The following is a 21,684-nucleotide window of genomic DNA, read 5'->3' on the forward strand; positions in this document are numbered from 1 at the left end:
GTCTCAGCTCACGGTCCGGGCGGCCTCGTCGAAGGCCTTCGCCGGATCGGTGTCGTCGACCAGGACCTCCTGGTTCGCGGTGTAGATCGCCTTGGCGGTGCGCGGCCACTCGGGCCCGAGCTCGCCGGTGCGGGCGCGGGCGGTGGAGACCTGCTCGACGAAGGTCGCGAGGTCGGGGTGCTCGCTCGCGAACTGCTCGGCGGTCGCGGCGTGGCCGGGGATCGTGCTGCGGGCGGTGCCCATCCGCAGCTGGTTCTCCGGGGCGACGAAGGATTTCAGGAGCTTCGCCGCGTTGCGCTGCTTCTCCTCGTCGCCGGTCACGGGGACCGTCCAGACCTCCCCGCCGAGCGGCGCGATCGACTCCGCGCCGGAGCGGGGGACCGGGAGCGTGACCACGTCCCACTCCAGATCGGGGGTGTCGGCCGTCAGACCCGCGATGTTCCACGGGCCGTTGACGACCATCGCGGCCTTCCCGGCCTTGAACTGGTCCATCGCATCGCCCTGCCCCCAGTTGACGACGGAGCGGGAGGCGGAGCCGTCCTGCAGGAGCTGGGACCAGAACTCCGCGGCGCCCGCGACCTCGGGGGTCGCCAGGTCCTTCTCGTCGCCGCCGTTGGACCACATGAACGGCATGAACTGGAACGTGCCCTCGTAGGTGGCGATCGCCGAGAACGCGATCCCATAGGTGCCGTCGCCGGTGAGAACGCGGGCGGCCTCCCGGGTCTCCTCCCAGGTGGTGGGCGGATCGATCCCGGCCTTCTCGAGCATCGGCACGTTGAAGAACAGGGCGATCGTGTTGACCGTGGGGGCGATCGCGTACAGCGTCCCGTCGAGCATCCCGAGGTCGGCGATCGACGGTGTGAACCCCTCGGTCGAGAATCCGTACTGCTCGAGCGGTGCGAGGGCGCCGGAGGCCGCGAGCTGCGGCAGGTCCGGGTTGTCGAGCATGAGGATGTCCGGGAGCGTCTTCGAGGACCCCATCTGCAGGACCTTGGGGATGAGCTGGTCTCCGGGCACCTTCTCGCGGCTGAAGGTGAGCCCCAGGTCCTTCGCGCTCTTCGTGAAGGTCTCCTCGATGACCACGTCGTCGGCCGGGGTGTTGTAGTAGTCGACGATCCGCAGGGACGTCGGGTCCGAGGAGGACGAGGATCCGCAGCCCGCGAGGCCGAGGGCAGCGGTGGAGGCGAGCGCGGCCGGCGCGAGGAGCGCGCCGAGACGGCGACGGGAGAGCACGGGCTGCGCGGCGCGCGCGGTGCGTGCGGCGTCGATGAGGCGCGGGACGCGATCGTCGCCGCGATCGGCGGGCGGACGGGAAGCGGAGGGCGGACGGGGAGCGGTGGGCACGGGGGACTCGCTTTCTCCTGCGCACATCATCGATACGAATCGATGATGTGCGGTCGACGACGGCCGCGATGGAGGAACGGAGGGGTCTCGCCGACGGGCGCCTCGATGCGCCCCGGGGTCGGCTGCGGACCATCATGGCCGTCTCGAGCGGGGATTGCAAGGGTCGATGGGCTCGCGCCGCCCCGGCGATGAGGGGCGCCGAGGCGGCGCGCGACCCCTGCCGACGAGGTCATGGGGCTGCCGGCGAGCCTCTGCCAGGGGTGTGGTGTCGATTCGTATCGGACAGCGCGCGAAGAGGGACCGCGCGAGTCCGCGCGGCCCCTCTCGGTGGAGTCCTCGGTCGGTGCGGTCGGGCGGTCAGCCCTTCTCGGAGGAGACGAGGGCGGCGCCGTCGGCCCCTGTCGTCCCAGCGGTGCCCCGCGCCCGTGTGCTGCGCGCCAGCACCACCATGAGCAGTGCCGAGAGCAGCATGAAGAAGCCGACCAGGAACATGGGCGCCTCGTAGCCTCCGGTCCAGTCGTGGACCGCGCCGGTGATGTACGGGGCGCTGAAGCCGCCGAGGTTGCCGAGCGTGTTGATGAGCGCGACGCCCGCGGCCGCCGCGGCGCCGGTGAGGAACTGGGTGGGCAGCGTCCAGAAGTTCGGCAGCGCCGCGAAGATCGCGCAGGCGGTGACCGTGATGACCGCGATCGTCAGCGCCGGCGACCCCGCGTACAGCGCGAGCGGGATCGAGACCCCGCCCACCAGGGCGGGCACGGCGATGTGCCAGGACTTCAGGCCGTTGCGGCTCGCGTGGCGCGACCAGAAGTACATGACGATCGCGGCGGGAAGGTAGGGGATCGCGGTGATCAGGCCCTTGGCGAGCACCCCGAAGGACTGGCCCGACTGGTCCTGGAAGCCCTCGATGATCGTGGGCAGGAAGAACGCGAGCGCGTAGAGGCCGTAGATGAAGCCGAAGTAGATGATCGACAGCATCCACACGCGTCCGCTGCGGAAGGCGAAGCGCGCCGGGACGTGCCCCGCGCCCTCGCTCTTCGCGCCCGATTCGGCGCGCAGGGAGTCGGTGAGCCACTCCTGCTCCTCGCGGGTCAGCCACTTCGCGTCGGCCGGCCTGTCCTTGAGGTAGAAGAGCGCGGCGATGCCGATGATGATCGCGGGCAGACCCACGCCCAGGAACATCACGCGCCAGCCCGCGAGGCCGAACAGCCCGTGCTGCTGGATCAGCAGACCCGCGAGCGGGGCGCCGATCACCGTGGTCAGCGGCTGCGCGAGGTAGAAGAGCATGAGGATGCGTCCGCGGTACGCCGAGGGCACCCACAGGCTCAGGAACAGGATCGCGCCGGGGAAGAAGCCGGCCTCGGCGACGCCCAGCAGGAACCGCAGCACCGTGAGCGAGGTGAAGCCCTGCACCCAGGTGAAAGCGACCGCGACGACGCCCCAGCTGATCATGATGCGGGCCAGCCAGATGCGCGCGCCGAAACGGTGGAGGGCCAGGTTGGAGGGGATCTCCAGCAGGATGTAGCCGATGAAGAACACCCCGGAGGCGAAGCCGAACTGCGCCGCGGAGAGGACGAGGTCGTCGTTCATGCCGTTGGGGGAGGCGAAGCCGATGGCCGTGCGGTCCAGGTAGTTGATGAAGAACATCAGCGCGACGAACGGGACCAGGCGCACCGACACCTTGCGGATCGCCGATCGGGCGACGGGCGAATCGGCGACGGGCGAGGGTGCGGGCGCTCCGGGCGATGCCTCGGAGGAGGAAGCGGTCACGGTGACTCCTGTGTCGGTGTGAGCGTCGGCGCGGACGGGCCGCGATGCCTGACGTCGGTCCGCTATAGTGTGGCAAACCGGTTGACCAATCGCAAGGCCGGCCGACGGGTCGATCGAGAGTCCGGTCGACGGACTGTCCGACGGACCTGTCGAGGGGTCGATGAGCACCGCCGACCCCTTGCCTTCGATTCCTATAGGATTCGACCGACGCGGGCCCCGGCTCGCACCCGACCACGCCCACGCAGCCGTGAGAGCGGCCCTTCCTGGAGGATCCACGATGACGTATCTCTTCGACGAGCCGAGTGAGTTCGCGGCCGACGCGGTGGCGGGGCTGGTGGCTTCGCAGCCGGACCTGATGCAGGTCCACGGGGGAGTGGTCCGTTCCGCGGCGACGCCGGAGGGTCAGCCGGCGCTGGTGATCGGCGGCGGCTCGGGGCACTATCCGGCGTTCGCGGGCTGGGTGGGCCGCGGGATGGGGCACGGCGCCCCGTGCGGGAACGTGTTCGCCTCGCCGTCGGCCTCGCAGGTGTACTCGGTCGCGCGGAACGCGGAGAACGGCGGCGGGGTCATCCTGGGCTTCGGGAACTATGCCGGGGACGTGCTGCACTTCGGGCTGGCGGCGGAGAAGCTGCGCGCGGACGGGATCGACGTGCGGATCGTGAAGGTCAGCGACGACATCGCCTCGAACACCCCGCAGAACCATCGGGACCGCCGCGGGATCGCGGGTGACCTGCCGGTCTTCAAGATCACCGGTGCCGCGATCGAGGCGGGCGCGGATCTGGAGGCGGCCGAGCAGATCGCGATCCGGGCGAACGATGCGACCCGCTCCTTCGGCGTCGCCTTCGGCGGCTGCACCCTGCCCGGCGCGAGCGGGCCGCTGTTCTCCGTGGAGGCCGGGCAGATGGCCGTGGGTCTCGGCATCCACGGCGAGCCCGGCGTGCGGGACGAAGCGCTGGGCAGTGCGCGCGAGGTCGCGCAGATGCTGGTCGACGGGGTCCTCGCGGAGGAGCCCGCGCGCGCCGCGGACGGCGAGGCCGGGTATCGGGGCCGGGCCGCCGTGATCGTGAACGGCCTGGGCACGGTGAAGCACGAGGAGCTGTTCGTCGTCTACGCCCACGTGGCGCGGATGCTTCAGGCGCGGGGCATCACGCCGGTGCGTCCGGAGGTCGGCGAGCACGTGACGAGCCTGGACATGGCCGGGCTGTCGCTGACGGTCGTGTTCCTCGACGAGGAGCTCGAGGAGCACTGGCTGGCACCGGTGGACACCCCCGCCTTCCATCGCGGCGCGATGCCCGGGAGCGATGCGGCCGATGACGATGGCAATGGCGATGTCGGGTCCGTGGGTGCGGTGCGGTGGGAGCCGGGCGTGGATCCGATCCCGCAGGCGAGCGAGGAGTCCCGGACTGCGGCGCGCGGGATCAGCGGTGTGCTGGATCTGTTCGAGGCCGTGTGCGCGCGGGAGGAGGCCGAGCTGGGCCGTATCGACGCGATCGCGGGCGACGGCGACCACGGGCAGGGCATGGCCTTCGGGTCGAGGGGCGCGGCCGAGGCCGCGCGCAGCGCGGTCTCAGATGGCGCCGGGGCGCGCACGGTCCTCGTGCATGCGGGCGAGGCCTGGTCCGAGGCGGCGGGAGGCACGTCGGGCGCGCTGTGGGGCGCGGCGCTGATCGCGGCCGGGAACACCGTCACCGACAGAGCGGACGTGGAGCCGTCGCAGGTGGTGGAGGCGCTGGTCGCGGGCGTGGACACGATCGGGCGGCTCGGCGGGGCGGCCGAGGGCGACAAGACGATGATGGATGCCGCCCTGCCGTTCCGTCGGGTGCTGCTCGAGGCCTTCGACGGCACGGATCCGGCCCCGGCGATCACCTCGGCCGCGGCGACCGCGCGCGATGCCGCGGAGGCGACCGCGCTGATCACCGCGACCAAGGGTCGCTCCCGCGTGCTCGGTGAGAAGTCCAAGGGCACGCCCGATCCCGGGGCCCTGTCCTTCTCCATCCTCATGACCGAGCTCGGGGCGCATCTGCGCTGACGGAGAGGCGCGCGAGTCGCTCGACGATGCGCCCTCGAGGGGCCCTCGTCCGGTGCTTCGCCGGTGAACCCGGCACCAGCCCGCCGGTGCTGTGTCACGGACGGGCCGATGGTGGGGAGCCGTGGCTATATCGCCATGGCTCCCCACCATCGGCCCGTCCACGACGTCCGCGGGGATGCCACCGGTCGCTGACAGGGAGATGCGAGGCGGCGGCTCTCGGCTCGAGGCCCCGGCCCGATCAGTCGTCTGCGGCGTCCGCCATCGCGCCCGAGCGTTCGCGCACGCCCTCGAGGTGGCGCCGCAGGGCGTCGAGCGCACCGTCGTGGTTGTGCTCGGCGACCCGGGCCAGGATCGCCTCGTGCTCGGTGATGGCCTCGGCGGCGTCGATCTGCTCGGGGCCCTCGGACCAGGTCTGGCGCATGCGGTGGCCGTGGGTGTTCAGCACCTCGCGCATCGACCCCAGGTAATGGTTGCCGGCGTGCGTGAACAGGGCCTCGTGGAAGGCGGCGTCGGCGTCGAAGTACTCGTGCAGCAGCGAGTAGTCGGGCTCGCCGGCGGCGGCGATCCGATCGGCGATCGCGGTGTGCGCGGCATGGGCGGCGCGCAGGTCCTCCAGCAGCGCCTCCCAGTCGTGGAAGGCACGGGTGAAGGCGGCGGTCTCGAGGATCAGGCGCGCATCGATGAGCTCATCGATCTGCTCGGCGCTCAGCGGCGGGGCGACCACGAAGCCCTTGAGGGCCTTGTACTCGATGAGCCCGGAGCGCTCGAGCGCGACCAGCGCCTCGCGCACCGGCGTGGGGGAGACCTCGAGCTCGCGGGCGAGACCGTCGATGCTCAGCCGCGACCCGGGGCGCCAATTGCCCTGCACGAGGCGGTTCTGGATGCCCTCCTGCACGTCCGCCCGCAGCACCTGCCGCTTGCTCGCCATGGGGGTCTCCTGCTCCGTCGGGTGAGTTGTCCTCGCAGACGAATCCTACAAACGATCCGATTCGGAGGGCCTGACCCCTCGACCAGAGGCCTCCACGTGAGTACAGTTCCTATATCCTATGGGATTCGGGCGTGAGTATCGCCGCCCGGCAGCGAGAGTGAAGGAGCTCTGACCATGACTGCACCCTCCGCGGCGCGTCGACCCGCGCGCTCCCGGCCCACGAGGAAGAGATTCGGGATCTTCGCCATCCTCTGGCTCCTCGTGCTCCTGAACTACGTGGATCGATCGACCTTGTCGATCGCGCTCCCGTACATGTCGGAGGACCTGTCCATCACGCCGGCTCTGCAGGGCTGGATCCTCTCGCTGTTCTTCTGGACGTACTTGGTCTTCCAGGTCCCCGGCGGGTGGCTCCTGGACCGGTTCGGACCGCGTCGCGTCGTGAGTGCGGCGGGCGCTCTCTGGGGACTTCTGCAGGCGAGCATCGGCCTCATGACCTCGGGTCTCGGCCTCGGGGTGGCGCGGCTGGGGCTCGGTGCCTTCGAAGCTCCCACGGCGCCGTCCGGTTCGAAGCTCAACAGTGAATGGCTTCCCGCGAGCGAGCGTGCGCGCGGGGCGACGTTCATCGACATGGCCGGCGCCTTCGGCAGCGCCATCGGGGGCGTGCTGGTGACCGGCATCATCGGGGTCTTCGGATCCTGGCGATGGGCCTTCGTCGTCACGGGGCTGCTCACCGTCGTGCTCGCCGTCGTCTACTTCATCTACGTCCGCGACACCCCGGAGGAGCACGCCGGTGTCGATGAGGACGAGCTGCGACACATCCGTCAGCGGGTTCCCGCCGAGTCCGCAGAGTCCGCTGGGTCGGACGGTGACAGTGCTGCGGTGCCGGAAGTCGTCTCCCCGGATTCCCCGCTCCCGCGCCTCACCGACTACGCCCGGTCGACCTCCTGGTGGGGATTCTGGTTGGGGAGGCTGGGGTGGGCCACCGTGTGGTGGGGGATCATCTCCTGGACGCCGTCCTACCTGGCCGACGCGCGCGGATTCGACCTTCTGAGCCTCGGGGGCGCTACCTTTGCCGTGTTCGGGATGGGCGTGGTCGGGCAGCTCGTCGCCGGAGCTCTCGCGGACTGGGGGCGTGCTCGCTTCGGCAGCTACAACCGCGTGATGAAGACGATCCTCGTGGGATCGGGGCTCGCAATGGTCGTCACGGTGTTCCTGATCCCGACCGTCTCCAGCTCGCTGGCCTGCCTGGTGATGCTCGCCCTCGCCGTCTTCTTCACGAACTTCGGGGGCCTGTACTGGGCGATCCCGGCGTGGCTCGCACCTCCGTCGCAGGTCGGCAAGGTCGGATCCGTCATGAACATGGCATCGAGCCTCGGCGGTGCCCTCGCCCCGGTGGCGATGGGGTACGCGATCGGAGCCGCCGACGGCTCGTACGCAGGAGCGTTCGTCTTCCTGGGCCTGGCGGCGGCGCTGTACCTGATCGGCTCGGCTGTCATCAACTTCGGGCGTCCGCTCGCCGTCGCCGGGAGCAGGTGAGCCTTCTATGAGTCTCTACGACGGTCCCGTCATCGACGCCCACCATCACTTCTGGGAGCCGTCGCTCGGGCGGCAGCCCTGGCTGCGGCCGGGCGTCGACATCGGCTTCCGGTACGGACCGTACGAGTCGATCAAGCGCGACTACCTTCCGCCGGACCTTCGCGCCGACGCCGAGTCCGCGGGCATCGATCTGGTGGGTTCGGTGACCATGGAGACCGAGTGGGAGCTCGACGATCCGGTGGGGGAGATGCGCTACACGGAGGGGGTCGCCGAGCGGTACGGGCTGCCGAACGCCGCCGTCGCCCACGCCCAGCTCGACGCACCGGACGTCGAGAGCACCCTCGAGCAGTTGGCGGCGATGCCGATCGTCCGCGGCATCCGGCACAAGCCGGGGCAGAGCCACGGGCCCGAGGATGCGAGGCGCAGGCCAAGTCTCCTGAGCGACCCGCAGTGGCGGGAGGGACTGCGTCTGCTCCCACGCTTCGGGTTCAGCTTCGACCTGCAGGTCGCATGGTGGCACCTCCACGAGATCGTCTCCGTGCTCGAGAGGTCCCCGGAGCTGCCCGTGATCCTGAATCATGCAGGGCTCCCCTCGGACAGGTCCTCGGTGGGCCTGCATGAGTGGTCGCGAGCCGTGGCGCTCGTCGCCCGGTTCCCACAGGTCGTCGTGAAGGCGAGCGGGATCGGACAGCGCGGGGCGCCCTGGACGGTCGAGAGCAATGGGCCGATCGTGCGTCGTCTCGTGGACCTGTTCGGTCCCGAGCGACTGATGTTCGCGTCGAACTTCCCGGTGGACGGTCTCACGGCCACGTACTCCGAGATCTGGCAGGGGTTCCGCGAGATCGTCCAGGACTGCTCCCACGACGAGCAGGAGCAGATGTTCGCCGGCACCGCCCGCAGGGTCTACCGGCTCCCGGCAGAGCTTCTCCGCCGCGCCGAGCCCCCGGGGCGGTGAGAAGCGCAGGAGACAGCCTCCGATCCAATACGAAAGGCACACGAAAGATCTCGACGACGCGGGGAGACACCCCGTCGGAAGACGGGCCCGGGAACTCCCTCGGGCGACTGGAGGATGACCAGATGCCTCAGCGACATTCGTACGGCCAGGGAGGACGGGTGCGCTGACGTGCTCACTGGGTATGTCCCCATGGGGTGCGCGGTCCTCGAGAGGTCGTTGACACAGATGCGCATGTGCCCGAAGATGGAGAAAATCCTATTGGATTCATGTCGTGGGTTCGCGATGACGATGTCGAGCCCTCACCACCACCAGATTCCGGCACGCAGCAGTGCCGGCGCAGGAGGACACTGATGACCTCATCCGCCCCACGTATCGCCCTCACCTTCGGCGACTTCTCCGGCATCGGTCCGGAACTCGCCGTGCGACTCCTCGCGGATCCCGAGAACCTCCGACGAGCCCAGGTGATCGCCCTGGTCTCGCCTGCAGAACTCGCCGCGGCCAGTGAGGCCGCCGGGGTCGAGGTGCCCGTGTCCGATCATCCGACGACGGGCGCGGTCCACCTGGTCGGCTCGGATCTCCAGGACATCGAGGTGCCCCGCTGCACGACCACGGTCGAGGCCGGCACTCGCGTGATCCGGGACCTCGAGAAGGCGCTCGCCCTGTACTCGGCCGATGAGGCCGACGCGATCATGTTCCTCCCGCTGAACAAGACGTCGCTCCATCTGGCCGGGATGCATGAGGACGACGAGCTGCGCTGGTTCGCGAAGCAGTTGGGATTCGAGGGCTTCACCAGCGAGGTCAACGTCGTGCCCGACCTCATCACCTCGCGCGTCACCTCCCACATCCCGATCTCCGAGGTGGCCGCGAACATCAGTGCCGCCCGGGTGCGCCAGGCCATCGGGCTGCTGGACGAGGTCCTGCGCGGGTCCGGCGTCGCTGCGCCCCGCATCGCCGTCGCCGCCCTGAACCCGCACGCGGGGGAGAACGGGCAGTTCGGTCGCGAGGAGATCGACCACATCGCACCGGGAGTGGAGCTCGCGAGGAAGGTCGACGAGGTGGACGCGAAGGGGCCGTTCCCCAGCGACACGATCTTCATCAAGGCGAAGAACGGCGAGTACGACGGCGTCGTCACGATGTACCACGACCAGGGGCAGATCGCGATGAAGCTGATGAGCTTCTCCGATGGCGTGACCGTGCAGGGCGGGCTTCCCGTGCCGATCACCACGCCCGCCCATGGCACGGCCTACGAGATCGTCGGCAAGAACGTCGCGAGCATCGGTCCCAGCCAGCGCGCATTCGACATCGCCGTGGGGCTCGGTGAGCAGATCGCCGCCCGCCGGCCCGACGCCGACACGAAGGCCTGACCGCCCGTGTTCGCAGCCATCTCGGGCTTCCTCGCGGTCGTCGTCCTCATCCTCCTGATCGTCAAGTGCAAGCTCCACCCCTTCATCGCCCTGCTCATCTCCGGCGTCGCCCTGGGCATCGTGAACGGACTGGGCAGCGTCGGATCCGTCGACGCGTTCTCGAAGGGATTCGGGGACCAGCTGTCCACGACGGGCATCGTCATCGGACTGGGAGCCGTGATCGGCGGTCTGCTGGTCAGCAGCGGCGGTGCCGAGACGATCGCCAACGTGATCATCGGGCGGAGCCGTGCCGCACTCGTGCCGCTCGCGATCGGCCTGGTCGCGCTCGTCATCGAGCTCCCGAACCTCTTCGAAGTCACCTTCGTCCTGATGATCCCCATCGTGTTCTCGGTGGCGCGTCGGCTCGGCAAATCGGCGCTGTACGTCGCCATCCCCATGGCCGCGGGCATGATGGCCGCGCACGGCCTCATCCCACCCGGCCCCGCGACGGTCATCGCCGGGAGTGCGGTGGGTGTGGACCTGGGGCTGGTGACCCTGCTCGGCCTCCTGGTGGCCGTGCCCGTCTTCGCCAGCGGCGTCTGGCTGTTCCCGAAACTGTTCCAGAGGCAGTACCTGACCTATGAGGTCAGCGACGGCTCCGAGTTCGGTTTCGCGGAGACGCATCATGATCGCGCACCGGGGATCGTCGCCGCGCTGGCCGCGGTGCTGCTCGCCCCTCTGCTGATGGTTCTCGGAACGATCGGGAACGCGATCTTCGCCGAGGGGTCACCGGGGGCAGCCGTCGCCGGATTCATCGGCAGTCCGATCATCGCCCTGCTGCTCGCGGCCCTGTACTCGCTCACCGTCCTCGGACTGGGCGCGGGGATGAACGCCTCGAAGGTGCTGAGCGAATCGAAGGCGAGCCTGAAGCCGGTCGTCAACGTCCTGCTGATCATCGGCGCCGGCGGCGGCCTCAAGGAGATGCTCTCCGCGATCGGGCTCAGCGACACCATCGCCGACTACACGGCGCAGTGGGCGATCCCGGTCGTCCTGCTCGCGTGGATCATCGCAGCCCTGTTCAGGATCGCCCTCGGGTCGGGGACCGTCGCAGTGACCGCGGCCGCCGGGATCGTCGCGCCGATGGTGGCCCAGGCCGATGACGTGCACAAGGCCCTCGCCGCGCTCTCCGTGGCGACCGGCGCGATGATCTTCTCCCACGTCTCCGACGGAGCGTTCTGGCTGTTCCAGGAGTACTTCAAGCTGACGGTCCCGCAGACGCTGAAGACGTGGAGCCTGCTCGTCACGGTGCAGTCCGTCGTGGGTCTCGCGGGCCTGCTCGTGGTGGACGGGGTGGTCGCGCTGCTGTGACGGCGGGCGGCGCAGGCTGACGCCGGTCCCATGGGGCCGGCGTCGACCCGCGTCGCCGAGTGCCTGTCCCGGCGGGCCCTCGCCCCGCCGTGCACCCGGCCCGGCAGATGCTCAGGCCGACGGGCGCTTCGTCCCGCGCGGTGCGGGGCCCAGCTCGCGGAGCACCTCGCGCATGCGGGCGTAGGCCTTGTTGCGGTAGGCGATGAGCTCGGCCGTCGTCTCCTCGTCGTAGTCCTCGACGAGGCCGTGTCCGTTCTTCAGGCCCTTGCGGTCCTCGGCGACCGCGTCCTTCAGCAGCTCCGGGGTCGCCAGGCGCTCGCCGTAGGCGTCCTCGAAGGTGCGGAAGCAGTTCGCGTAGACGTCGAGCCCCGCCTGGTCGGCGATCGCGAACGGGCCGAAGAAGCCCAGGCGGAAGCCGAAGGTGGTGCGCACGATGGTGTCCACGTCGTCCACCGTCGCCACGCCCTCCTCGACCACGCTCGTGGCCTCCTTGAGCAGGGCGTACTGCAGGCGGTTGAGGACCATCCCGGGGGTGTCGGCGACCTGGGCGCCCTCGCAGTCGGCGCGGGCCAGCAGGTCCTTGATCGCGTCGATCGCCTCCTGGGTGGTGGCCTCCCCGGCGACCAGCTCGACGCCGGGGATGAACGGCATCGGGTTGGAGAAGTGGACGGTCAGGAAGCGCTCGGGCCCGGTGATGGCGGGCGCCAGCACGTGCACGGGGATCGTCGAGGTGTTCGTGCCGATGATCGCGTCGGGGCGGGCCGCGGCGGAGATGCGGCCCAGCACCTCCTGCTTCACGGCGGGGTCCTCGAAGACGACCTCCTCGATGAAGTCGGCGTCGGCCACGGCCTCCTCGATGGTCTTCCCGGCGCTCAGGTGCGCGGCGACCGCGTCGGCGCTGCCGGCGGGCACGAGCCCCTGCTCCTCGCTCGCGCGGGCCTCGCCGAGGATCCGCTCGAGGGCGGCGTCGGCCGCCTCGACGCTCACGTCGGCGATCTGCACGGGAAGGCCGGCCATGGCCAGCACCTGAGCGATGCCTCCGCCCATGTAGCCGGCTCCGACGACGGTCACGGTGCTGATGGTCATGAGGGTGGACTCCTTCGTCTGGTGTGCGCGGCGCTCCTCCATGCGGGGTGCGCCATGCCGAGAATGCCTCGAATGATCCTATGGGATCACTGATTGCGAGTCGCGATCAACCCCGTCTTGCGGCAGCGCTCTCTCGGCGAGCAATGCGGCTGGACTGCGCACGCGATCGAGGGGATGGGCGTTGACGACGGGGTGTACACCCCGGTTGCCGGACGAGGTTGACGTGTCCGCGTTCACGTTGAATCCTATAGGTCACTCGGTCGTCGGAGCGTCCCGCTGCGGGCCGGGGAGAAGGGAGGCGGCCGATGCGGCCGCTCCCGGCTGCGGAGCACAGACGCCCCGCAGCACGAAGCAGGTGACAGCGCGAGGACGCGCCCCCGCGAGCGGAGAAGAGGGACGAGAGATGACCGCATCGACCACGACCGGCCAGACGCTGCGTTCGCCCATCTACGGCACCCTCGACAGGATCCCCGGCGGACTGATGGTGGTCCCGCTGATCCTCGGCGCGATCGTCGGCACGCTCGCACCGGGCGTCCTCGAGATCGGCAGCTTCACCACCGCCCTGTTCGCGACCCCGATGCCGATGATGGCGCTGGTCATCTTCGCCACCGGCATGCAGATCACCCCGCGCTCCGTCGGCCCGGTCGCCGGCACCACCGGAGCGATCCTGCTCGCCAAGAGCCTGATCCCCGGTCTCCTCGTCGTCGCGCTGGGATCCCTGGTCGGGGTCCAGGGCATCCTGGGGATCTCGATCCTGGCGATGCTCGCGACCTTCGACAACTCCAACGGAGGGGTCTGGATCGCATTCGCCGGCAAGTACGGGACCCGCACCGACCGCGGCGCCTACATCGCCTCCGCGCTGAACGACGGGCCCTTCTTCACGATGCTTTTCATCGGCGCTGCGGGACTCGGCTCGATCCCGCTCGAAGCGTTCGCCGCCGCGGTGATCCCGCTGGTCCTCGGCATCGTGGTGGGCAACATCGACCGCCGGTGGACGGAGGTCATGCGGCCGGTCCCCCAGATCGTCATCCCGTTCTTCGCCTTCGGGCTCGGCACCGGGATCGACCTGTCCGCAGTGCTCACGGGCGGCGTGACGGGGATCGTGCTGGGCCTGGTGGTCACCCCGTTCACCGGCGGCCTCACCTACCTCGCCTACCGGTTCCTGCTGCGCCGTGGGCGGCGCTCCGGGATCGGCTTCGCCGCGGGGACCACCGCGGGCAACTCCTTGGCGACCCCGGCGATCGTCGCCGCGGCGGACCTCCGCTTCGAGCCCTATGTCGGCGTCGCGACCGTGCAGATCGCGACCGCCGTGCTGATCTCGGCGATCACCGCGCCCCTGGTTGCGGCGTGGGTGCTGCGCAGGAACGGCGCGCTCGACGACCCGGAGGCCGACGAGCTGCCGACGGAGGCCCAGTCCGTGACCGCGACGACCTAGCCGATGCGCATGCCGCCGTTGAGGTTGTAGGTGGCGCCGGTGGTGAATCCGCCCGAGGGGCCGGTGAGGAAGGCGACCAGCTCCGCCAGCTCGTCGACCGTGCCGAGCCTCCCCACGGGCGTGCGGGCGATGAACTCCTCGCGGCGCGCACCCTCGAGCGGCCCGCCCATGATGTCCGTGTCGATGTTCGCGGGGGCGATGGCGTTGACGGTCACGCCGGTCCCGGCGGTCTCCTTGGCGAGGCCGCGCACGAGGCCCTCGAGCCCCGCCTTCGACGCCGCATAGGCCGTCTTGGAGAAGTTGCCGCCGCCGTCCTGCCCGGCGGTCGAGGAGATCGCGACGATCCGACCCAGCTGCTGGTCCAGCATGGTGGGCAGCACCCTGCGGCACAGGTGGAAGGCCCCGCCGATGTTGACGGCGAGGGTGCGGTGGAACTCGGTCGAGGACACGTCGAGGAACGCCGCCGGATTCGCGATGCCCGCGCAGCTGACGAGCGTCCCGATCGCGGGCGCCTCGGCCTCGCAGCGGGTGATCGCGGCGTCGACGCTGTCCTCATCGGCGATGTCCGCTCGGGCGGTGACGACGATCGGCGCTCCCGCACTGCGGGCCTGCTCGGCCACGTCGGCCAGTCCCTCGCCGTCGCGATCGAGGAGCGCGAGAGGCCGCCCCTCGCTCGCGAGCCGCAGGGCCACTCCGCGTCCGATGCCGCGCGCGGAGGCGGCACCCGTGACCAGGGCGGTCAGGCCCTGCACGCGGGCCTCGTCCTCCAGGGCACGCGCGGTCACGAGCCCGACCCCTCGTCGGTCGAGGCGCCGCCGCCCTCCGGCTCCCGATGCAGCCCCACCCCGTGCCACGCCTCGGGGTAGTCGACGAACCCGCGGTCCAGCGCTCCGATGCTGGTCGCGCCGAGCTGGCCCATGGCGAGGGCGAGCTCCTCGTCGAGGATGTCGATGACGCGGGTGACGCCGCGCTCGCCGGCGGAGGCGTTCGCATACCCCCAGGCGCGGCCCACGGAGACCAGGTCGGCGCCGACGGCGATCGCCTTGGCGATGTCGTCGCCCGTGCGCACGCCGGAGTCGAAGACGACGGTCATGTCCTCGCCCACGGCGTCCACGATGCTGGGCAGCACGCTGATGGTGCTCGGCGAGGAGTCGAGCTGGCGTCCGCCGTGGTTCGACACGTAGATGCCCTGTGCGCCGACGTTCCGAGCCCGCTGGGCGTCCTCCGGCGTGAGGATCCCCTTGATGTACAGGGGGCCGTCCCACTGCCTGCGGACGTCCTCGATGCTGTCCCAGGTCAGGGTGAGGTTCGCGAGGTACTTGGCGACGAACTCCTGGTGCGAGACGGCGTTGTCGCCCTGGATCTCGCCCACCAGGTTGCGGAAGCCGATGGCCGGCGGGCGCATGACCGCGAGCGTCCAGTCCAGGTGCCGCACCGCCTCCAGGGCGTTGCGCGCGGTCACCTTGGGCGGGATCGACATGCCGTTGCGGTGGTCGCGGTAGCGCTTGCCGTTCAGGGGGACGTCGACCGTGACCACGAGGGCCTCGGCGCCGATGGCCTTCGCGCGCTGGATCAGGTTGGTGACGATCCGCTCGCTCTTGTACATGTACAGCTGGTACCAGAGCGGCCCGGTCGCGGCGTCGGCGATCTCCTCCATCGACCAGTTCGAGGCGGTGGAGATCGTGAAGGGGATGCCCGCCTTCCCGGCGGCCCGCACCGCGGGCAGCTCGCCGGTGCCGCCGATCATGCGCTGCAGCCCCAGGGGGCCCAGCACGTAGGGGCGCCGGAGCGCCATCCCGTCGACCTCGGTGGAGATGTCGACGTGCGAGATGTCGGTGAGCCAGCGGGGCCGGAATCTCACCCGGCGCAGGTCCTCCTCGTTCACGGACTTCGTGATCTCGTGGTTCGAGGCCCCGTCGATGATGTCGAAGGCCATCGTCGGCAGGCGCCGCCGCGCGAGCGCGCGGAAGTCCTCGACCGACGGGGCGGACTCGACGGGATCGACGCGCAGACCGCCCGCGGCGATCATCTTCGCGAACTCGACGGCTCCGGACAGCGGATTCTCGGGCATGTCTCCTCCTCGGATCGGGCGGCAGGGTCGGACGGCAGGGGCGGGCGGTGGCGTCGGACGGCAGGTCGGAAGGCAGGTCGGGCGGGTCAGGACGGGAGGGGGTCGTTCACCAGGTGCGCGGGCTCGCGGCCCTCGGCCACGGCGATCACCTCGCCGAGGGCCTCGGCGCCGGTGGCTTCCGTGAAGTCCGCGGTCCAGCACAGCGAGTGCGGGGTGAGCAGCACGTTGTCGAGCTCGAGCAGCGGGCTCGTCGTCGGCAGCGGCTCGGTCTCGAAGACGTCCAGTGCGGCCCCGGCGATGGTGCCCCCGCGCAGCGCCTCGACGAGCGCCTGCTCGTCGACGACCGCGCCGCGGGCGACGTTGATGAGGTGCCCGTCGGCCCCGAGCTCCTCGAGCTCGCGCCTGCCGATGAGGTGGCGGGTCTGCGCGTTCGAGGAGACGGTGAGGATCGCGAAGTCGCTGCGGCGCAGCAGCTCCGGCAGCTCCACCTGCTCGATGCCCTGCTCGGCGCAGAACTCGGGGCGGGGCGTGCGGTTGTAGGCGACCACCTCGAGGCCCAGCCCGCGCAGCAGGCGCACGGTCTCACGGCCGATGCCGCCGAGGCCGACCACACCGATCGTGGCGCTCGCGAGTCCGCGTCCGCGCAGCGCGGCCCGCTGCTCCCAGCGGCCCGTGCGCACCAGCTGCGACTTCAGGACGAGGTGGTGGGCGAGGGCGAACAGGAGGGTCAGTGCGGCGTGGGCCATCGGTACGCGCAGGCCCGTGGGCGCGTTGGTCACCGGGATCCCGCGGGCCGCGCAGGCGGCGAGGTCGACCTGGTCGAAGCCCGCCCCGAAGCGCGCGACGTGCTTGATCGTCGTGTCCTCGCCCAGCTGCTCCGTGCCGAAGGGGGATTCGCCCATCAGCAGCACCGCGTCGAACCCGCGCAGCGCCTCGGCCGTGAGCTCGTGCTGGGCGACGTCGATCGGCGACCACTCGATGCCGTGCTCGGCGAGCGAGCCCAGACCGATGTCGCCGTGGATCGTGCGGCCTGATGCGTCGATGCCCTCGGCGGCGACGGCGAGACGCCAGGGTGTGCTGCTCATGGGAGCCTCCTGGTGGAAGTGGTGGAAGTGGTGGAAGTGGTGGGAGTGGTGGGGTTGGTGGGAGCGGCAGGTGCGGGGGCGATCATGCGGCCGCCGCCTCCGAGGCCTCGGCCGCCGCGCGCTGCGGGATCGGACGGCGGATCAGCAGCCCGAAGAACAGGGCGCCGCAGGCCGCGATCACCCCGGCGAGCACGAACGAGGGCGAGTAGCTCCCGGTGGCGTCGAAGACCATGCCGGTGATCACCGGGGCGAGCGCGCCGCCGAAGTAGCCGCCGAAGTTCATGATGCCCCCGAACCGGGCCGCGTAGGCGTCGGGCACGATGTCCGAGGTCACGGCCCAGGCCTGCGCCTGCACGAGCGCGATGAGGCCCAGAGCGAGGCTGAGGACGACCAGGGCCAGGGCGAGCGTGTGCACCAGCGGCACCAGGCACAGCAGCACGCCGATCGCGAGCGAGGCGATCACGAGCACGACCCGCTTGGAGGCGAGCGGGCTGCGGCCGCGGCGGGCGAGGACCAGGGTGATGCGCCCGCCGAAGATCGCGCCGAGCGCGGCGACGACGTACGGGATCGCCGCGACCCCGCCGGTCCCGGCGATGGAGACGCCCAGGGAGTGCTGGAGGAACAGCGGCAGGAAGGTGATGAAGATGTTCCAGATCCAGATCGACGTGAAGAAGCCGAGCATCATGCCCCAGGTCTGGCGGAACGTGAACAGCTTCAGCCAGGGGATCCTCTCGGCGTCGGCCGATTCGACGGCGTCCCGGCCCGCGAGGATGTGCCGGTACTCCTCGTCGGAGAGGTGTTTGGCGTGCTCGGGGGAGCGGTAGAACGCCCAGAAGGCGGCGGCGAGCACGATGCCCGCGACGCCCAGGGCCAGGAACATCGCGCGCCAGCCGAAGGCGAGCATGAGCACCGTGAGCACGGGCGGCGCGATCGCCGAGCCCCACTTCGATCCCGAGTCCCAGATGCCGGCGGCCTGACCGCGCTCGGAGCGCGGGAACCAGTGGGTGGAGATCTTCGAGCTGTTGGGCGAGTTCGGGGATTCGCCGATGCCCAGCAGCACGCGGAACAGCAGGAAATGACCGAGCGTGTGGCCGGCCGCCATGAGCGCGGAGGCGATCGACCAGATGCCCACGGCCAGGAAGTACATGCGGCGCGGGCCGACCTTGTCGATCAGGTACCCCACCGGCAGCTGGCAGATCGCGTAGGTCCAGGAGAACACGCTGCCCATCAGGCCGATGTCGGTCTGGGTGAGCCCCAGCTCGTCGATCATGTGCGGTGCGGCGATGGAGACCGACGCGCGGTCCATGTAGTTCAGGACCCCGGCCAGCAGCAGCCAGATCAGCACGAAGTAGCGGAGGTTGCGGACTTTCCTGTGGTCCCGCGCGCGGCGGGCGTCCTCGGCGTCGAGGCTCATGGGGACCTTCTCGGGGGGAGGCGGAGCGGCGATGCTCCGGGGGTGGTGGTCGCGCCGTCAGGCGGCGCGTCGACCCGCCCGCCCGGCGCTCTCGCGCCGTTCGAACAGGGCGGTGCCGGCGACCAGGAGGGCGCCGACGAACGGGGCGATCGCGAGCATCACGAGGCCGGCGGCCTCGCTGTCGAACGCGGTCACCATCCACGAGCGCAGGTTCGGGGCGATGAAGCCGCCCAGGTTCCCGAGCCCGTTGATGAGGCCGACGCCCGCCGCCATGGCGGCGCCGGAGAGATAGCCGGTGGGGATGTTCCAGAAGATCGGCTGCGCGGAGACGAAGCCGATCGCCGCGAGGCACAGCGCGGCCATCGCCAGCACCGGCTGGCTGAGGAATGCGCTCGCGGCCAGTCCGACGCCCGAGAGCACGAGCATGAGCGTCGCGGTCGAGCGGTAGGCGGCGCGACGGTCCGCCCAGCGGCCGACGAACAGGTTCACGACCAGCGCGCACAGCCACGGGATCGCCACCAGCAGGCCCACCAGGAATCCGACCTCGCGGCCGGTGATGCTCGCGACCTGCGCGGGCAGGAAGAACGTGAGGCCGTACACGGCGACCTGGATGGTGAGGTAGATGAGGGCGAAGTAGAGCACCCGCGGGGTGAGCAGCGCCTGCCACCAGGAGAGCTTCGCGACCTGCTCCTTGGTCTGCGCCTCGGCGGCGAGGACCCCCTCGAGGGCGTCGCGCTCGCCGGCGGTGAGCCAGCGGGCGCGGGCGGGGCGGTCGGTGAGCGCGAAGACCGCGACCACGCCGACGATCACCGCGAGCAGACCCTCGAGCAGGAACATCCACTGGAAGCCGTGCAGCCCGAGCGCGCCGTCGAGCTCGAGGAGCCCGCCGGACAGGGGCCCGCCGACCACGTTCGCGATCGGCAGCCCCAGGTAGAACAGGGCCGTGGCCTGGCCGCGCGTGCGCCGCGGGAACCAGTAGGTGAGGTACAGGATCACGCCGGGGAAGAAGCCCGCCTCGGCGACGCCCAGGAGGAACCGCAGGACGTAGAACATGACCGGCCCGGTCGTGAACATGAACAGGCCGGCGACCACGCCCCAGGAGACCATGATCCGCGCCATCCACCAGCGCGCCCCGACCCGGTGCATGATCAGGTTCGAGGGCACCTCGAAGACCGCGTAGCCGATGAAGAACAGCCCCGCGCCGAAGGCGTAGGCCGCGGCCCCGAGACCGGCGTGGACCTCGAGGGACTCCTCGGCGAAGCCGATGTTCGAGCGGTCGATGAACGCGATCACGAACATGAGCATGAGGAAGGGCAGCAGCCGCCAGCGGGCTTTGCGGGTGGCCGAGGCGACCTCGGGGGAGAAGGCGAGCTCCTCCGCCTCGTCGACCGTGCGCACGGCCCGGGCGTCGGGCGTGGCGGCGGGATGCTCCGGGCGGTCGCCGGAAGGGGATGACGTCGTCGTCACGGAATGCTCCTCAGGACGTGCAGGAGGGATCGGCCGGGCGCGCACAGGGAATGCTGCGGGTGCTGCGGGGGTCGCGCGGGCTCGGCCGACGGTGGTGGGGTCAGACCATGTGCTTGCCGCCGTCGACGAAGACGGAGTCCCCGTTGACGAAGCTCGAATCCTCGCTGACCAGGAACTTGATGAGGCCCGCGACCTCCTGCGGCTGGCCGACGCGCTGCAGCGGGATGTCGGAGGACATCCCGGCCTTGCGCTCGTCGGTGAGGGTGCCCCCCATGATGTCGGTGTCGATGGGGCCGGGGACGATCGCGTTGCAGGTGATCCCGTGCTTCCCGAGTTCGCGCGCGCCGCCGCGGGTCAGGCCCAGCACGGCCGCCTTCGCCGCGGCGTAGCCGGTCTTGGAGAAGGTGCCGCCGCCGTCGTAGGCGGTGATCGAGGAGGTGTTGACGATGCGTCCGCCGTGGCCGCCCTCGATCATGCGGGTCGCCGCGGCCTGCATCATGAACAGGGTGCCCTTGGCGTTGACGTCCATGACGCGGTCCCAGGTTGCGGCGTCGAGCTCGAAGATCGTGTGGGGGCTGGGGATGCCGGCGAGGTTCACCTCGGCGAGCACGGGCGGCAGCTCCCGGTCGATGATCGCGAAGGCCGCCTCGACGGACTCCTTGTCGGAGATGTCGACGCCGATGCCGACCACGCTGCGGCCGGACTCGGCGGCGAGCTCGGTGGCGAACGCCTGGACGGAGGCCTCGTCGATGTCGAGGACGGCCACGTCCCATCCGGCGCCGGTGAGGGCGCGGGCGACGTGGCGGCCGATGCCGCGCGGGGCGCCCGCCCCGGTGACGACGGCGGTGCGGTTCTCGGGGAACGTGCTGGTCATTGCTGCTCCTTCGCAGGGTGGGGTGGTGCGGGGGCGTGCTCAGGCGAGCGCGGAGGCGAGCACCTGGCGGATGTACTGGATGTTCTCGGCGATCACGCCCAGGGAGTCGGAGCCGTAGTGCTCGCAGCAGAAGGGCCCGGTGTAGCCGAGCTCGAGGGCGCGGCGGATGACCTGCCGGTAGTTCACGTAGCCGTACTTCAGCGGCATGGGCGCCGACGTGTACGCGCCGGTCGCCGGGTCGAAGTCCCGCGTGTAGTTCTTGATGTGCCAGAAGTTCGCGTGGGGCAGCACCGTCTCGTACATGTCGCTCGGATGCGGCATCGGCCGGTGCAGGCGCACCAGGTTGCCGAGGTCCGGGTTCAGGCCGACGGCCTCGTGGTCGACGTCCTGCAGGAACGCGACGGCGTCCTCGGGGGTGCCGACGTAGGTGTCCTCGTACATCTCGAGGCTGAGCTGCAGGCCGTTCGCCTTCGCGTGGTCGCCGAGCTCGCGCGTGCGCTCGATCGCGAGATCGCGCAGCGCCGGGTCGTCGTGGTGGCCGTCCTCGAGCCAGAACCAGATGGCGTCGGCCTGGGCGGGGGTGAGGGCCTGCATGAAGCCGATGTTCACGACGCTCGCCCCGAAGGTGGGCGCGATGTCCATCAGCCGATGGGCCTCGGCGAGGAAGTCCTCGCCCTTCTCCCGGTCGACGACGGAGCTGCGGGTCATCGAGATCGAGGGGATGGTGAGGCCCGCATCCTCCAGCGTTCTGCGGAACTCCTCGACGCGTGCGTCGCTCAGACGGGCGAGGGGCACCCAGGCGTCGGTCGGGTCGATCTGGGTGATGCCGAGGTCGCGGGCCTGGCGCATCTGGGAGGCCCACACGCTCGCGGGCGCGTCCTTGATGTGGCCGCCGTCGGGCGCGGTGGCGCCGAACGAGAGCATGTTGGCGGCGATCGGCCAGGACTCGGCAGTGAGCATCTTCGGTCTCCTTCGCGACGAC

General features: G+C 70.5%; 17 protein-coding genes. 6 read left to right on the plus strand and 11 right to left on the minus strand.

The window, feature by feature from the left end; genetic code table 11:
* Nucleotides 1-3: 3 nt before the first annotated feature.
* A complete protein-coding gene (locus tag M4486_RS14590) occupies nucleotides 4-1,344 on the minus strand; it encodes an extracellular solute-binding protein (RefSeq protein ID WP_249477955.1) in 1,341 nt (446 codons plus the stop codon).
* A 357-nt stretch (nucleotides 1,345-1,701) separates the two neighbouring features.
* On the minus strand, nucleotides 1,702-3,111 hold the full coding sequence (locus M4486_RS14595; RefSeq protein ID WP_429798303.1) for an MFS transporter: 1,410 nt from the start codon (nucleotides 3,109-3,111) through the stop codon (nucleotides 1,702-1,704).
* A gap of 277 nt (nucleotides 3,112-3,388) precedes the next feature.
* Between M4486_RS14595 and M4486_RS14600 the strand changes: the two genes are divergently transcribed.
* On the plus strand, nucleotides 3,389-5,140 hold the full coding sequence (locus M4486_RS14600; RefSeq protein ID WP_249477957.1) for a dihydroxyacetone kinase family protein: 1,752 nt from the start codon (nucleotides 3,389-3,391) through the stop codon (nucleotides 5,138-5,140).
* A gap of 238 nt (nucleotides 5,141-5,378) precedes the next feature.
* On the opposite strand, the gene M4486_RS14605 is transcribed toward M4486_RS14600, so the two are convergent.
* On the minus strand, nucleotides 5,379-6,068 hold the full coding sequence (locus M4486_RS14605; RefSeq protein WP_249477958.1) for a GntR family transcriptional regulator: 690 nt from the start codon (nucleotides 6,066-6,068) through the stop codon (nucleotides 5,379-5,381).
* A 174-nt stretch (nucleotides 6,069-6,242) separates the two neighbouring features.
* On the opposite strand from M4486_RS14605, the gene M4486_RS14610 reads away from it, so the two are divergent.
* The 4 genes from M4486_RS14610 to M4486_RS14625 all read left to right on the plus strand — a co-directional run bounded on the left by M4486_RS14610 (nucleotide 6,243) and on the right by M4486_RS14625 (nucleotide 11,270).
* Nucleotides 6,243-7,604, plus strand: coding sequence for an MFS transporter (locus M4486_RS14610; RefSeq protein ID WP_249477960.1), 1,362 nt, complete (start codon nucleotides 6,243-6,245; stop codon nucleotides 7,602-7,604).
* Nucleotides 7,605-7,611: 7 nt separating this feature from the next.
* The gene (locus M4486_RS14615) at nucleotides 7,612-8,559 is read left to right on the plus strand and encodes an amidohydrolase family protein (protein WP_249477962.1); all 948 of its coding nucleotides are present in this window, start codon (nucleotides 7,612-7,614) and stop codon (nucleotides 8,557-8,559) included.
* 350 nt (nucleotides 8,560-8,909) lie between these two features.
* Nucleotides 8,910-9,923, plus strand: coding sequence for a 4-hydroxythreonine-4-phosphate dehydrogenase PdxA (locus M4486_RS14620; RefSeq protein WP_249477964.1), 1,014 nt, complete (start codon nucleotides 8,910-8,912; stop codon nucleotides 9,921-9,923).
* A gap of 6 nt (nucleotides 9,924-9,929) precedes the next feature.
* A complete protein-coding gene (locus tag M4486_RS14625) occupies nucleotides 9,930-11,270 on the plus strand; it encodes a GntT/GntP/DsdX family permease (protein WP_249477965.1) in 1,341 nt (446 codons plus the stop codon).
* A 111-nt stretch (nucleotides 11,271-11,381) separates the two neighbouring features.
* On the opposite strand, the gene M4486_RS14630 is transcribed toward M4486_RS14625, so the two are convergent.
* The gene (locus M4486_RS14630; RefSeq protein ID WP_249477966.1) at nucleotides 11,382-12,356 is read right to left on the minus strand and encodes a 3-hydroxyacyl-CoA dehydrogenase family protein; all 975 of its coding nucleotides are present in this window, start codon (nucleotides 12,354-12,356) and stop codon (nucleotides 11,382-11,384) included.
* Nucleotides 12,357-12,759: 403 nt separating this feature from the next.
* On the opposite strand from M4486_RS14630, the gene M4486_RS14635 reads away from it, so the two are divergent.
* The gene (locus M4486_RS14635; protein ID WP_249477967.1) at nucleotides 12,760-13,791 is read left to right on the plus strand and encodes a 2-keto-3-deoxygluconate permease; all 1,032 of its coding nucleotides are present in this window, start codon (nucleotides 12,760-12,762) and stop codon (nucleotides 13,789-13,791) included.
* On the opposite strand, the gene M4486_RS14640 is transcribed toward M4486_RS14635, so the two are convergent.
* The 7 genes from M4486_RS14640 to M4486_RS14670 form a co-directional block, all read right to left on the minus strand.
* On the minus strand, nucleotides 13,788-14,576 hold the full coding sequence (locus M4486_RS14640) for an SDR family NAD(P)-dependent oxidoreductase (protein WP_249477968.1): 789 nt from the start codon (nucleotides 14,574-14,576) through the stop codon (nucleotides 13,788-13,790). The two genes, M4486_RS14635 and M4486_RS14640, sit on opposite strands and share 4 nt — an antisense overlap.
* Nucleotides 14,573-15,862, minus strand: a complete 1,290-nt coding sequence (locus tag M4486_RS14645) for an alpha-hydroxy acid oxidase (protein WP_249477969.1) — start codon at nucleotides 15,860-15,862, stop codon at nucleotides 14,573-14,575. The genes M4486_RS14640 and M4486_RS14645 overlap by 4 nt, the downstream gene beginning before the upstream one ends.
* A gap of 86 nt (nucleotides 15,863-15,948) precedes the next feature.
* On the minus strand, nucleotides 15,949-16,947 hold the full coding sequence (locus M4486_RS14650; RefSeq protein ID WP_249477971.1) for a 2-hydroxyacid dehydrogenase: 999 nt from the start codon (nucleotides 16,945-16,947) through the stop codon (nucleotides 15,949-15,951).
* 82 nt (nucleotides 16,948-17,029) lie between these two features.
* Nucleotides 17,030-18,361, minus strand: a complete 1,332-nt coding sequence (locus M4486_RS14655; RefSeq protein WP_249477972.1) for an MFS transporter — start codon at nucleotides 18,359-18,361, stop codon at nucleotides 17,030-17,032.
* A 57-nt stretch (nucleotides 18,362-18,418) separates the two neighbouring features.
* Nucleotides 18,419-19,828, minus strand: coding sequence for an MFS transporter (locus M4486_RS14660; RefSeq protein WP_249477974.1), 1,410 nt, complete (start codon nucleotides 19,826-19,828; stop codon nucleotides 18,419-18,421).
* A gap of 100 nt (nucleotides 19,829-19,928) precedes the next feature.
* Nucleotides 19,929-20,702 carry an SDR family NAD(P)-dependent oxidoreductase gene (locus tag M4486_RS14665; RefSeq protein ID WP_249477976.1) on the minus strand — a complete coding sequence of 258 codons (774 nt, stop codon included), beginning with the start codon at nucleotides 20,700-20,702 and terminating at the stop codon, nucleotides 19,929-19,931.
* Between the two features lie 39 nt (nucleotides 20,703-20,741).
* Nucleotides 20,742-21,662 (minus strand): sugar phosphate isomerase/epimerase family protein, encoded by a 921-nt coding sequence (locus M4486_RS14670; protein ID WP_249477977.1) that lies wholly within the window; start codon nucleotides 21,660-21,662, stop codon nucleotides 20,742-20,744.
* Between the last annotated feature and the right edge of the window lie 22 nt (nucleotides 21,663-21,684).

Origin of the sequence: Brachybacterium kimchii, assembly GCF_023373525.1 — a bacterium.
Taxonomy (GTDB): Bacteria; Actinomycetota; Actinomycetes; order Actinomycetales; family Dermabacteraceae; genus Brachybacterium; species Brachybacterium kimchii.